The sequence below is a fragment of the Bacteroides sp. 3_2_5 genome (assembly GCF_000159855.2).
In the GTDB taxonomy this organism is placed as follows: Bacteria; Bacteroidota; Bacteroidia; order Bacteroidales; family Bacteroidaceae; genus Bacteroides; species Bacteroides fragilis.
This window is the reverse complement of sequence record NZ_JH636044.1, coordinates 1,825,880-1,840,159: the sequence shown is the minus strand read 5'-3', so window position 1 is coordinate 1,840,159 and position 14,280 is coordinate 1,825,880. Positions and strand designations below refer to the sequence as shown.

Here is a 14,280-nt window from a genome sequence, read left to right as displayed (position 1 = left end):
TTATATATTATATTAGTTATTCATATTTTAAAATGCGCATAGGTTTCTGGCGGATGGTACGCCATACCTGTTGGAGCACAGTGAGAAAGGCTATCAGCATCAGCAGTACAAAAGTGGCTGCATATATCCACCAGGACAGCGAAATGTGGAAAGCGTACGTTTCCAGCCAAGCATTCATCAGCACTGCCGATACAGGAATACCGATTGCAGATGCCAATACGGTAAGCAACAACAGTTCTTTGGTCAGGACAAAGAACAGGCTGGTTTTATTTGCGCCGAGCACTTTGCGGATACCCACCTCCTTCAAACGTGACAAGGTGGAAAACAGGGTTACAATCCACAATCCAAGGCAAGCAACAAATACGGCAAGCAATGAGGCGCTGGCAAATATCCAGCCAAAATTACGATCGGATTTGTATAGGAATTCATTAAAATCATTCAAAAAGAAATAAGAAAATAAAGAAGTCGGGAAGTATTCACGATACATCTGTTCAATTTCCGTCAAGACGCCGGCATCCCCCTTTCCTTTCAGACAGACAGAAATATAAGGCGTTGCAATAAAAGGAACACGCTCTTTCAAAAAGAAAATGATAGGCTTGTAAGCCACGGCAAGCGATTGCTGGTGGTAGTTCTCCACCACTCCTATTATCTCAAGCGGGTCACTAACCACTTCCATTTTAAGTTGTTGCCCCAACGCCGCTTCTGCCGATTCGTAGCCCAACAGCCTGACAGCTTCTTCGTTAAGCACCACCCGGTTAAGATCGCCACCATAATCTTCGGAAAAACTTCGTCCGCAAATCATACGAGGCATATAGGCAGACAAATAGTCGTAGTCTACAGAAAACATCTGTATCAATTTTACTTGTGAGGGATCGCTTCCATACGGCCGATTGGTAAAATAGTTGGCAACTTCCACACCGGGAACAGCTCCCGAAACTGTCACGTGACTTACATCCGCCCGTTGCTTCAAACGTTTGGTGAAACTCTCCATGCGCAGCGACAGTCCCTCGGTGAACGAAGGATATTTAATGACCAGAATGCGGGTATTCAGATCCGATTCGGCCTCACGCTGCATGTAACGGACCTGTTGAAACACAGTAAACGTACCTGCAATCAGAACAAAAGAAGCCAGGAACTGAACAACAATCAACGCCTTTCTGATCCGGTTGCCTCTCTTTCCGTGCAACAGTTTACCGCGCATAATCTCCGACGGACGGATAGTGACCATCAGCCAGGAAGGATAAAGCCCTACAACCAACGTACCGATGATAACCACTCCGGCTACAATCCCCCAAAAAGCGGGTTGCATAAGTATGTCTGTCCCGAAGTTTTGCCCTGCCCAGCGATAGACAAGGGGTAAGAGGAGTTCCAGCCAGCCGAAAGCTATCAACGTAGCCAGCAAGTTCATGAAACCGGACTCAAGAAGTCCCTGAATAATAATCTGACGGCGCGAAGCACCAAAAGCTTTACGGAGTCCGAACTCCCGTCCACGCTCCAAAAAGCGGGCTACGGTCAGGTTCAAGGCATTTGCCCAACCTATCAGCAGCAGAATGGCGGACATTACGAACAAAATAAGAACCGCCGTCCGGCTTCCTTTCACCTCTTTCTCGTATGCTTTTTGCGGAGTAAGGTGAATGTCTTTCAACGAGATCAGTTCTACAGCCCAGGTTTTATGTTTCAGTGCATCAGTCTTGTACTTGTCGGATATGTCACGGAAAGCCTGTTCAATTTCTCCCGGAGTCTTTCCGGGCATCAGGCGGACGTAAGTATATACACCGTGAATGTACCAGATGTCCTGCCGTTCCTTGGGAATCGTATTGTAGGAAAGCAGGAAATCGTAATGCAGGTGCGAACGGACAGGCATATCGGCAATAATGCCCGTTACTTCAAAGTTTTGCTGTGATGAAGAGGTACTGAAGGTCAGTATCTTGCCTATCGGGTCTTCTTCACCAAAATAGCGGCTTGCAGCGCTTTCAGTCAGTACCACCGTATTAGGGCGTACCAGTTGCCCGGTCTTTTCTCCTTTAACTATAGGGAAGTTGAATATTTCGAAAAAGGCAGGCTCGGTATAGCAGTAATGTTCCTCGGCAAATCTCCTGTCGAAGTAATTCACCACCTGCTCGCGATCCTGAGCCGTAACACGGACGTACTTCTCAATTCCCGCTATTTCCCTGTTCATGGCAGGAGCATGCCCATAAGCCGTAGTCGCCCAATTATCCGTCAGCATCTCGCCCTCATACAGTCTGCTTTCAACACGATACACACGGTCGGTATCATGAAATGAATCATAACTTAACTCCGACCAGACATAAAGCATAATAAGAAGTGCCGCTGCAATGCAGACCGACAACCCTGTTATGTTTATCAGCGTCAGAGACTTTTTAACCCGCTGGCTTCGTATCACTTGCGAAATGTAGTTCATAGTATTCGGTTCTTATTTCAATATAAGTTTCTCGTTATCCCCAAACAATTCATATCCGGATACAATCACCCGGTCGCCCGGTTTCAATCCCTCAGTCACTTCATAATATTGCGGATTCTGCCGTCCGATCCGGATGGGACGGCGCGTGGCAAATTTACCACTTTCGTCGACAACATACATCCAGCGGCCCCCGGTTATTTGAAAGAATCCTCCACGAGGTACAAGAATGGCCTGGGCAGGATCTCCCAACTGAAGATTGATGTGATACGTCTGCCCGGCACGGATGTTTTCGGGACGTCCGGCAGTAAACTGAAGGTCGGTACGGAATTGTCCCTCTTTTACTTCCGGATAGGGTTTGGTCACTTCAAGTTTATAGTTGCCTCCGTCACGGGTAAAATCAGCCGGAAGTCCGGGAACCACCCGTTCCACATAATGCTCATCGATCTGTGCCTGCACTTTCAGATCGGGGGTGATGATCTGCCCGATATGTTCGCCGGCAGCAATGGACTGGCCGATCTGGGCATCGAGATTGCCCACCTGTCCATCGATGGGAGCTTTTACCTTCAGGTTTTCCACCCGCTCGCGTACCAGGGCGAGGCTGCGCTTCATATTACGGATGTTTTCATCGAGACTATGAACCTGACTCTCCCTGAAAAAATTGTCCTGCCGGATGCGTTCGTCAATGACTTCCAGTTGTGCCCTTGCCGCTTCGTACTCTTCGGCAGCCAGCCGAAACTCCTCTTCCGCTATCAGCTGCTCTTTGATAAGGCGGCTGTATTGCTCGTAACGCCGTTGTTTCACTGCCAGTTCCTTATTCAGGCCGATGCGTTCCTGTTTCAGCCGCAGATGTTCCTGCTCCATGCTGATGCGGGTATTGCGCAACTCGTTCTCCTGATAGGCCAGATCGGCTTCGCTCTGCATGATGCCGATGTTCAGGAGCGGATTGCTGAGACGAAGAATCACATCGCCTGCCTTGACGATGGCTCCTTCCTCTTTCAGGCGCTCTTCCACACGGCCTCCTTCTATCGCATCCATATAAATGATGCGGTTGGGCATCACTTGTCCGATAACCCGGATGTAATCACTGAACTCTCCCCGGGTAACTGTAGCAATGGTCAGCCGGTCTTTTTCCACATTCATAGAAGAGGAAGTGTCCCTGAAAATAAAGTAAAAAACAAGTCCCACCAATACCACGGCTCCGGCGACGGCATAATAATGCTTCCGCTTCATTCCGGGCTTGCGTTCGATCATTGTATCCATAGATAATTATTGCTTTATATATAATTCACGTTTGTTTATAAGGTCATATCATCGGGCCGTAGAGAAACGGTGTACGAGTTGTACAACTGGTACATGACGAGTTGAGCAACTGGTATACGACGAGTTGTACAACTCGTCCATCACTCTTCACCGGGCAACGTACAGAAGCTCCCCGTGCGATAATAGGTTTCCATCTTCAAAGTCATATCTACCTGCAAGCGTACCCGCGCCAACTCGGCTTTGGAGGAGATGAAGCGATTGCGGGCCTCCATCAACTGAAAGACGGAGATAAGCCCCTCTTCCCATTTCCGTTCGGATTCTTTCAGTACCAGCTCTTCGGCTCTGAACTGCTGCAACACTTGCCGGAATTCATCATAACCGGAACGGAGAGAAAGAACCGTTTGCTCCACCTCCGTATAGAGTTGTTGCTTTTGCAGTTCTTCCTCGTTCCGGAGGCGGAATATATTCAACTTGTGTTTGCGCAGGGTAGTCAGTCGTTCCAGCCCGCTCAGCAGAGGGATGGAAATACCGATACCGATATACTTGCCTAAATTGTCGTTCAACTGTTTGGTAGAAAAACCATCGAGGTAACGGGAAGCCATTGAAAAGCGGGCAAAGACGGTTGGCGAAAATTTACCTCCTGCCATGGCATATTCCTTACGGGCTGCACGTTGCCTGAGTTCCATCATCCGCATCGAAGGCATCGCCACCAGAGACTGCGTATAGAGTTCTTCCGTTTGTGGCAGCGGATAGGCCGAAAGAAGTTCGTAGTTGATAGTATCTTGTACGGCCAGCGTATCCTCGTCATGAAGATTCAATAGCTGCTTCAAGCGGAGCAATGCCAGACGACAACCATTCTGACGGGCCTGATAGCGGTAAATATCACCTTCGCGACGGGCTTTGACTTCCTGCAAATCAGAAACCGACTTCAATCCCAACTCGACGAAAGCCTCGGTCTGTTTGAGATAACGCTCGCTAAGGCGGCTCTGCTCTAAAGCCAGATCGAGCATCCGCTCTTCAAGCAGAAGTTTATAATAGGCATCCGTCACCTGACAGGCCAGTTCGTTACGGCGTTCTTTCAAAGCCCACTCACTCCGGTTGCGGTTCATCTTCTCAAAACGTACCCGGTTGATACGGGTGAAACCCTCAAAGAGCGAAAGGGTCATGTCCAGCCCGACGGTTCCTTCATCAAAGGTATCGTTGGTATATCCGTTGGTATTCGGGTCGATGGAACGCCCGAAGTTACGTCCGGCTTCGGCCGATACACTGACACGGGGCAGGAAACTCGCCACAGAAGAGATGTAATCCATCCGGGCTTCTTTGATATCTATCCCGCTATTCCGTAAAGACGGATTCTGTTTCCATGCAATACGGATACATTCGTCGAGCGACCTCTCTGCTTGTGCAAACAAGAGAGTTGAAAAAAGAAGAAAGGTACAAAATGATATAAAATGTTTCATGTCAATCTAATATGCAAACGCTGTGCCAAAAGTAACAATCAACTTATAATCAGATAGATACAATTCAACCATATACAATAGTGTCCAATATCTGGACGCCACCGTGTACAGATATTGGACACTTGACGATTGTTTCCCACTGGAATACTTTCTGATACTTCTCCGGCATAAATTCTCAATCCGAAAACGTCTAAATATTGGACACTCTCTTGCAGGGAGTTACAAAAACAAATATCTTTACCACGAACTTAAAAAAGGAAGCGAATCAAAAGGAGATGCTATGAACACAGGAACCATTCTGATTGTAGACGATAACAAAGGAGTATTGGCCTCACTCGAACTTCTGCTCGAAAACTACTTCAGCAAGATACTGACAGCTTCGAATCCAAATCAGATCACCGCCCTGCTGACAACGCGCCGCATCGATGTAGTCATCCTGGACATGAACTTCTCGGCGGGTATCAACAATGGCAACGAGGGACTTTACTGGTTGGGGCACATCCGGCAGATGGCTCCCACCCTACCCGTAGTGATGCTGACCGCTTACGGAGATGTGGAACTTGCCGTTAAAGCACTTAAAAACGGTGCAGCCGACTTCCTGCTGAAACCATGGAACAACCAGACCCTGATCGACAAGGTGACGGAAGCCTACCGTAGCCACAAAGCTCCGGAACGTACTGCAAAAGTTGACAGGGGTGAGGGATTCGAAATGCTGGTGGGGCGTTCGCCTGCCATGTTGCAACTGATGAAAGTGGTATCGAAAGTGGCACGCACGGACGCCAACATCCTGATAACGGGAGAAAACGGAACAGGCAAAGAAATACTGGCACGGGAGATACACCGCCTCTCACCTCGTGGCGCACGTCCGATGCTGAACGTAGATATGGGGGCCATCAGCGAGTCGCTGTTCGAAAGTGAACTGTTCGGACACGAACGGGGAGCTTTCACCGATGCCCACGAAAGCCGTCCCGGAAAGTTTGAAGCGGCCAACGGCAGTTCACTGTTCATGGACGAACTGGGCAACCTCCCTCTCCCACTCCAAACCAAGCTCCTCACCGTATTGCAAAGCCGGAATGTGACTCGTCTGGGCAGTAACAAAGTGATTCCGGTCGATATCCGCCTGATTTCGGCAACGAACAAAGATATACCGGAAATGGTGAAGCAGGGCATGTTTCGCGAAGACCTGTTCTACCGCATCAACACCATTCATCTGGAACTGCCTCCCCTACGTGAACGGGGAGATGATATCCTACTCTTTATCGACTGCTTCTTACGTAAATTCACCTCTAAATATCAACGGCAGGAAATACGGATACACGAACAGACTGTCGAAAAATTACGCAGTTATCATTGGCCGGGCAATATAAGGGAGTTGCAGCACACCATCGAAAAAGCGGTCATCTTGTGTGAAGGCAGCGTAATCCGCCCCAAAGATATCCTGGTGAAACAGACCTGGCAACCGCAGGCAACCGCCACTGTCCCCAATCTGGAAGAGGTGGAGCGGAGGGCCATCGAAACTGCCATCCTGCAAAACAACGGTAACCTGACTGCCGCAGCCGAACAATTGGGAGTGAGCCGGCAAACATTATACAATAAACTCAAACGATTCAAACTCTGACCCCAATGATATTCAGTCAACGCATCTATTTCATCATACTGTTTCACGTATTGCTGATACTGGTCACAGCAGGCACCGGACTATGGTTGGTCGTGTCGCATACGGGATACATCATCGGCGGTATACTGCTGCTCTGTTCGCTGTTCCAGATCGGTGCATTGACCCGGCAGTTGAATACGTTTAACCGGAAAATCAGACTGTTCTTCGACGCCGTGCAGGATAAGGATAATATGCTCTACTTTCCGGAGGCAAATGTCGGCAAAGAGCAGGCACAGTTGAACCGCTCCCTCAACCGGCTTAACGACCTCCTTGCCCGCACCAAAGGCGAAAGTCACAAACAAGAACATTTCTATCAATCACTGCTCGAGGAGGTGCCCAGCGGTGTGCTTGCCTGGGACGACTCGGGTAGAATCATTATTGCCAACAGTGCCGCTTTCTCGCTGCTGAAATGCAACCGTCTCTATACCGAAACCCAATTGGCACAACTGCTGAATGTAACCGGCATCCGCAAGAGTCTCAGCATATCGGAGAAAAAGATGATTCTGGACGGCGAAACCATCACCATCTTGTCCATCAAAGACATCGGCGACGAATTGAGCGATAAGGAGAACGAATCATGGAGCAAACTGACACATGTGCTGACGCATGAAATCATGAATACCATCGCACCGATCCTCTCACTCTCACAAACCTTGTCCGAGCGTCCGGATATCAACGAAAAATCGGCCCGCGGACTACGGATTATACAGGCTCAGAGCGAACGGCTGATGGAGTTTACGGAGTCATTCCGGCATCTGTCCTATCTCCCCCATCCGGAAAAAAGGCGCTTCGCATTGACCGAGATGCTCCGCAATCTTGAAGAATTGCTGCAAAGCGACTTTCGGGAACGCGGCATCCGGTTCATGCTGCAATGCGTGCCGGACCCGATAGAAACAGATGGTGATCCCAATCAACTGTCACAAGTCTTTCTTAATCTGCTGAAAAATGCGATGCAGGCACTCGAGGGACAGGCGGACGGAAGAATCATTCTCCGCGTACGGCGGGCAGACCGTCTGCAGGTCGAGATAGAAGATAATGGCCCCGGCATACCGGAAGAGATACGGGAACAGATCTTCATTCCGTTCTTCACAACGAAAACGGAAGGAAGCGGAATCGGGCTCAGTCTTTGCAAACAGATCATCCGGCAACATGACGGACACTTATCCATCCGGGAAAGCCGTCCGGGACAAACTATTTTCAGTCTCGATCTGCCTTAGGAGCGAAACATTTTAATTGGTGTAATGTTATAAATAGAGAGGAATCTCTATTCTCCTTTTTATTTATTATGAAAGAAAAATATTGGAAATATTCTCTGATTATTATCATTATCGGACTGGGCATTATCTTGTTCCGGCAAATCACTCCCTTCCTCGGCGGATTACTGGGGGCACTCACTATCTACATCCTTGTACGCAAACAGATGATCTATCTCGGTGCACGAATGAAACGAAGCTTCGCAGCACTGCTGATCACAGGAGAAGCCATTCTGTGCTTCCTGGTTCCCATCTCGCTGATTGTATGGATGCTGGTCAATAAATTGCAGGATATCAACCTGGATCCCCAGGCCATCATTACCCCTGTCGAAGAGTTAGCGGGAATCATTAAAGCAAAAACAGGATATGATGTGCTGGGCAGCGACACACTTTCATTCATCGTCTCCCTGCTTCCCAAGATAGGGCAGGCAGTGATGGGAGGCATCAGCAGTTTTGCCGTCAACCTGTTTGTATTGGTCTTCGTACTGTACTTCATGTTGATAGGAGGAACTAAAATGGAAGCCTACATCGACGACATCCTGCCTTTCAACGAAAAGAATACCCGGGAGGTAACCCATGAAATCAATATGATTGTCCGTTCCAATGCCATTGGCATTCCCTTGCTTGCAGTCATTCAGGGAGGGGTAGCCCTGATCGGTTATTTCATCTTCGGAGCACCGAATGCCTGGCTGATAGGAGTTCTGACCTGCTTCGCCACAATCATCCCGATGGTGGGGACAGCCTTGGTATGGTTTCCGGTAGCCGCCTATCTTGCACTGACCGGCGAGTGGGCAAACGCCATCGGACTGGCGGCTTACGGTGGAATTGTCGTCTCGCAATGTGATAACCTGATACGGTTTATCCTCCAGAAGAAAATGGCAGACACCCATCCGCTAATAACCATCTTCGGCGTAGTCATCGGATTATCCTTGTTCGGATTCATGGGAGTCATCTTCGGACCGCTTGTGCTGTCGCTGTTCTTGTTGTTTGTCGATATGTTTAAAAAAGAATATCTGGACAATAAGAAATAAGAGGGATACAAATCGACGAATCTCTGAAAAAATTATGTACTTTTGTGACATAAAAATCTTGTAAGAGTAAATGGAAGCATTCACATTCAATACAACTGAACTGATACTACTGTCGGCTACAGGTGTTCTTTTAATCATTCAACTTATCTACTATCTCGGACTGTACAACCGTATACACACCCACAACCTCTCTGTCGGAAAAGACGAAGTACACTTCGGACGGGAACTGCCTCCCCTATCTGTGGTGATCTGTGCACGAAACGAATCGGAAAACCTACGCCGCAACCTGCCCACGATCTTGAAACAGGATTATCCGGACTTTGAAGTAATCGTCATTAATGATGGCTCCACAGACGAAAGCGAAGACTTGCTATCGGCATTGGAGGAAGAATATCCCAACCTGTATCACAGTTTTACTCCGGACAGTGCCCGGTACATCAGCCGGAAAAAACTGGCATTGACACTGGGAATCAAAGCCAGCAAACACGACTGGCTGGTATTCACAGAAGCCGATTGTGCTCCGGTCAGCAACCAATGGCTCCGGCGAATGGCGCGTAATTTTACATCGAGTACAGATATCGTACTGGGATATAGCGGCTACGAACGAGGAAAAGGCTGGCTGCACAAGCGGGCATCTTTCGACTCGCTTTTCACCTCGCTCCGCTATCTGGGATTTGCCCTGGCAGGTAAACCGTATATGGGCATCGGACGCAATCTGGCCTACCGGAAAGAGTTGTTCTTCAAAGTCAAGGGATTCTCTACCCATCTGAATATGCAGCGCGGAGAAGACGATCTGTTCATCAACCAGGTTGCTAATGAAAACAACACCCGGGTAGAGACCTCACCGGATGCCGTGATACGGATGCAACCCGTGGAACGCTATAAGGACTGGAAAGAAGAAAAGGTGAGCTACATGGCAACTTCCCGGTTCTATAAAGGCTCGCAACGCTGGCTCCTGGGATTGGAAACCGGTACGCGACTGCTGTTTTATGCCGCTTGCCTGGCGGGGATTGTATTCGGTATCCTCAGCTTCCACTGGTTGGTTGTCGGGTTATCCCTGTTACTGTGGTTCGTCCGCTATTCGGTACAAGCCTACGTCATCAACAAAACAGCCGGTGAGATGGGTGACAACCGTTCTTACTACTTTACGCTGCCGGTTTTTGACATAATCCGTCCGTTACAGACCTTGAAGTTGAAGCTTTACCGCCTCTATCGCGGAAAGGGTGATTTCATGCGCAGATAACCCCATTACTCGTATCGCATGGAGTCGGCCGGATTAATTTTGGTTATCAGGTAAGAAGGTCCGACCAACATCAGTACAGAAGTCAATAAGGTGCCGGCATTGATCAGGAGGAAAAGCCAGATATTCATAGAGACCGGCACCATACTTACATAGTAGGTTTCGGGGTCGAGCTTGAACAGTCCGAACTGTGACTGCAAAATACAGAAAACGATACCGATTGCATTGCCCCACAACATCCCCTTGCCAATCAGGAAGACAGAAAACCACAGGAATACTTTACGGATAATGAAATCATTTGCTCCCAATGCCTTCAATATGCCGATCATCTGTGTACGTTCAAGGATGATGATCAGTAACCCGGAAATCATGGTGAAACCGGCTACGCCGACCATCAGAATCAGAATCACCCATACATTCAGGTCGAGCAGATCGAGCCAGGCAAATATCTGGGGATTCATCTGCTCTATGCTTTGAACATAATAAGTACCTCCGTAGATATCTTGCTTATTATCCGTATCGGTAGCAATCCGATAGGTGATATCTTCCAGCTTATCATAATCACGCACCTGCAATTCCGCCCCGCTCACCTGACCGGGAGCCCAGTTATTCAAACGGTTCACCAGATACAGATCGGTCAGCAGAAAGAGATTATCATATTCGGAAAAGTTTGTCTGATAGATGCCTTTCACCGTCAGCCGGCGGGCACGCACGTCTTTCTGAATGAAGTAGGTATAGATTTTATCTCCCAACTTCAATTTCAGCCTGTCGGCTATTGCTTTCGATATCACTACCTGGTTGGTAGAGGCCGTATCACTGAAAGCCGGGATCTCTCCTTCTATCAGATGATCACGGAAAAAGGTGGGATCAAACTCCGGGCCGACTCCCTTGAGCACCATCCCCTGAAAAGCATCGTCTGTCTTAATCATTCCCGGCTTCGTGGAGTACCGCTGCACATGCTTTACCTCGGGAAGGGCAGAAAGTGCGACCATCATACTGTCATTCACCACAACCGGGTGGGTCTCGTAAGAACCTACCGCATCGAAATTACTGATCTGGATATGCGAACCGAATCCGATTACTTTATTGCGTACTTCACTCTTGAATCCAATCACAACGGATACGGCAATGATCATCACCGCCAGACCGATGGCAATACCAATCATGGCAATCACAACGGCAGGACGGGAAACTTGTTTTCCACCATCCGTATCACGATAAATCCGACGGGCAAGAAAATAAGAAAGCCTCAATTTCCCCTTCGCTCCGGAAGAGGAAACTGAATTGCTTTGATTATGTGGATGAGTGAACGACATGTACAGGTATTATTCTGTTCTTCCCAGATAAGCCTCCAATGCCTTTTGCAAAACAAAGAGTGCACGGGTCAAGTCCTCTTTCTTGAGCACATAGGCAATGCGGACTTCATTTTTTCCGGAACCCGGAGTAGTATAAAAACCGGAAGCAGGAGCCATAAACACAGTCTGCCCTTCGTACTCGAACTCAGACAGACACCATGCACAAAACTTATCCGAATCATCGACCGGTAGTTTGGCTACTGTATAGAAAGCACCCATAGGAATAGGAGAATACACACCCGGTATACGGTTCAGTCCGTCAATCAGGCATTTACGGCGCTCTACGTATTCATCATAGGTTTCACGCGAGTATTCTTCGGGAGCATCTAACGAAGCCTCAGCAGCAATCTGCCCGATCAAAGGGGGACTCAGACGTGCCTGACAGAACTTCATTACAGCATCACGCACCTCTTTGTTCTTCGTGATCAGGGCACCGATACGGATACCACATTCGGAATAACGCTTGGATACGGAGTCTATCAGCACTACATTATTTTCAATTCCTTCCAGATGGCAGGCCGAAATATAAGGTGAACCGGTATAGATAAACTCACGGTAGACTTCGTCGGAGAAAAGGAAAAGATCGTATTTCTTCACCAGATCACGAATCTGGTTCATCTCACGGCGGGTATACAGGTAACCGGTCGGATTGTTCGGATTACAAATCAAGATCCCCTTAGTACGCTCGTTAATCAGTTCTTCGAACTTCTCTACTTTCGGAAGTGAAAACCCTTCTTCGATTGTCGTGGCAATGGTACGTATCTTAGCTCCCGCCGAAATGGCAAAAGCCATATAGTTGGCGTATGCCGGCTCGGGAACTATGATTTCATCTCCCGGATTGAGGCACGACATGAATGAGAAAAGCACCGCTTCGGAGCCACCGGTAGTAATGATAATATCATCTGCCGTCAGGTTGATATTGAACTTCTCGTAATATCCTACTAATTTCTCGCGATAGCTACGATAACCGGCACTGGGGCTGTACTCGAGCACCTTGCGGTCGATGTTGCGTATCGCGTCAATCGCGGCCTGAGGAGTGGGCAGGTCTGGCTGTCCGATATTCAGGTGAAATACATGGATTCCCCGCTGTTTGGCAGCATCTGCCAGGGGAGCCAGCTTTCTGATAGGAGATGCAGGCATCTCTGTTCCGCGAATCGATATGGTTGGCATAATCTTTAATTATATAATGGTCAATTAATAAATATGAGCGGCAAATGTACATAATAAATCGGACACAAAGACATAAAAACTTTAAAAACCTTATCAAGGTTAAAAACGTTATGATAATCTCAACGGAAAACGATACATTTGTATAACTACAAACCTAAAACGATAACATAATGACCATAAACCTAATCACATTTGCATCGATTCTGCATAAGCAGGTAACTATACGTAGTTCGCACGAAGCCGTACTTAGTGAACTGGAAAAATATTTCACCGTGAAGTTTGTCGATTACCGGGACATCCACCAGTTGACAAAAGATGATTTCAGCATCATCTTCATAGCTACCGGAGGGGTAGAAAGATTGGTCATGCAATGCTTTGAATCGCTCCCCCGCCCTGCCATTATTCTGGCCGACGGAATGCAAAACTCCTTGGCGGCGGCGCTTGAAATCTCTTCCTGGTTGCGCGGCCGGGGCATGAAGAGTGAGATCCTCCACGGGGACTTTATGAGTATCGTCCAGAGAATACAGGTACTATATACCAATTTCAAGGCGCAGCGTTCGTTGGTAGGACTCCGCATCGGGGTGATCGGCACTCCCTCTTCCTGGTTGATTGCAAGCAATGTGGACTACCTGCTCGCAAAACGACGTTGGGGGATCGAGTATCTGGACATCCCGTTGGAACGGATTTATGATGTATATGACCGGATTAAGGATAACGAAGTCGGCGCTTCGTGTGCCGCTGTGGCTTCACAGGCACTGGCTTGCCGCGAAGGCACTCCCGAAGATATGATTAAAGCCATGCGTCTCTATCGGGCCATTAAGCGAATCTGTAAAGAAGAAAAACTAAGTGCAGTGACAGTGAGCTGCTTCAAACTGATAGAGCGTACAGGCACTACAGGCTGTCTTGCCCTTGCCATGTTGAACGACGAAGGGATCATTGCCGGATGTGAAGGCGACTTACAATCCGTATTTACATTATTAGTGGCTAAAGCACTGACCGGGAAAGTGGGTTTCATGGCAAATCCTTCGATGATAAACGCCCGTAACAACGAAATTATATTGGCCCATTGCACAATCGGAATGAAACAGACCGAACGTTACATCATTCGTAATCACTTTGAAACAGAAAGCGGCATCGGTATTCAAGGACTGCTACCGGAAGGAGATGTCACCATTGTGAAATGTGGTGGCGAATGCCTGGACGAATATTACCTGTCTACCGGAACTCTGACCGAAAACACCAATTACATCAATATGTGCCGTACACAAGTACGTGTAAAGATGAATACACCGGCCGACTATTTCCTGAAAAACCCACTGGGTAATCACCATATCCTGTTACAAGGCAATTATGAAAACTCCCTGAATGAATTCCTAATGGCAAACTCTTGTAAACGTACAGAATAGCCACACAGAGACTGAACGGGTCAGAA

General features: G+C 48.1%; 10 protein-coding genes. 5 read left to right on the top strand and 5 right to left on the bottom strand.

Annotation, left to right across the window (positions count from 1 at the left end):
• Positions 1 to 16: 16 nt before the first annotated feature.
• The 3 genes from BSHG_RS10495 to BSHG_RS10505 all read right to left on the bottom strand — a co-directional run bounded on the left by BSHG_RS10495 (position 17) and on the right by BSHG_RS10505 (position 5,142).
• Positions 17 to 2,422, bottom strand: a complete 2,406-nt coding sequence (locus BSHG_RS10495; RefSeq protein WP_005800665.1) for an ABC transporter permease — start codon at positions 2,420 to 2,422, stop codon at positions 17 to 19.
• A gap of 12 nt (positions 2,423 to 2,434) precedes the next feature.
• Entirely contained in the window at positions 2,435 to 3,682 is a 1,248-nt protein-coding gene (locus BSHG_RS10500) for an efflux RND transporter periplasmic adaptor subunit (protein WP_008659313.1), read from the bottom strand.
• Between the two features lie 140 nt (positions 3,683 to 3,822).
• Positions 3,823 to 5,142, bottom strand: coding sequence for a TolC family protein (locus BSHG_RS10505; RefSeq protein ID WP_008659311.1), 1,320 nt, complete (start codon positions 5,140 to 5,142; stop codon positions 3,823 to 3,825).
• 280 nt (positions 5,143 to 5,422) lie between these two features.
• On the opposite strand from BSHG_RS10505, the gene BSHG_RS10510 reads away from it, so the two are divergent.
• The 4 genes from BSHG_RS10510 (at position 5,423) to BSHG_RS10525 (ending at position 10,326) form a co-directional block, all read left to right on the top strand.
• Positions 5,423 to 6,760, top strand: a complete 1,338-nt coding sequence (locus tag BSHG_RS10510; RefSeq protein ID WP_008659310.1) for a sigma-54-dependent transcriptional regulator — start codon at positions 5,423 to 5,425, stop codon at positions 6,758 to 6,760.
• A 5-nt stretch (positions 6,761 to 6,765) separates the two neighbouring features.
• Entirely contained in the window at positions 6,766 to 8,016 is a 1,251-nt protein-coding gene (locus BSHG_RS10515; protein WP_005786408.1) for a sensor histidine kinase, read from the top strand.
• A gap of 68 nt (positions 8,017 to 8,084) precedes the next feature.
• Complete coding sequence (locus tag BSHG_RS10520; RefSeq protein WP_005786407.1) at positions 8,085 to 9,083, top strand: AI-2E family transporter; 999 nt, start codon at positions 8,085 to 8,087, stop codon at positions 9,081 to 9,083.
• A gap of 70 nt (positions 9,084 to 9,153) precedes the next feature.
• Positions 9,154 to 10,326: a glycosyltransferase family 2 protein gene (locus BSHG_RS10525; protein ID WP_005786406.1), complete on the top strand. Its 1,173-nt coding sequence runs from the start codon at positions 9,154 to 9,156 to the stop codon at positions 10,324 to 10,326.
• A gap of 5 nt (positions 10,327 to 10,331) precedes the next feature.
• On the opposite strand, the gene BSHG_RS10530 is transcribed toward BSHG_RS10525, so the two are convergent.
• Positions 10,332 to 11,576, bottom strand: a complete 1,245-nt coding sequence (locus BSHG_RS10530; RefSeq protein ID WP_032497460.1) for an ABC transporter permease — start codon at positions 11,574 to 11,576, stop codon at positions 10,332 to 10,334.
• Between the two features lie 72 nt (positions 11,577 to 11,648).
• Entirely contained in the window at positions 11,649 to 12,848 is a 1,200-nt protein-coding gene (locus BSHG_RS10535) for a pyridoxal phosphate-dependent aminotransferase (RefSeq protein WP_008659308.1), read from the bottom strand.
• Positions 12,849 to 13,018: 170 nt separating this feature from the next.
• Between BSHG_RS10535 and BSHG_RS10540 the strand changes: the two genes are divergently transcribed.
• On the top strand, positions 13,019 to 14,254 hold the full coding sequence (locus BSHG_RS10540; protein WP_005795164.1) for a fucose isomerase: 1,236 nt from the start codon (positions 13,019 to 13,021) through the stop codon (positions 14,252 to 14,254).
• The last annotated feature ends 26 nt before the right edge of the window (positions 14,255 to 14,280 follow it).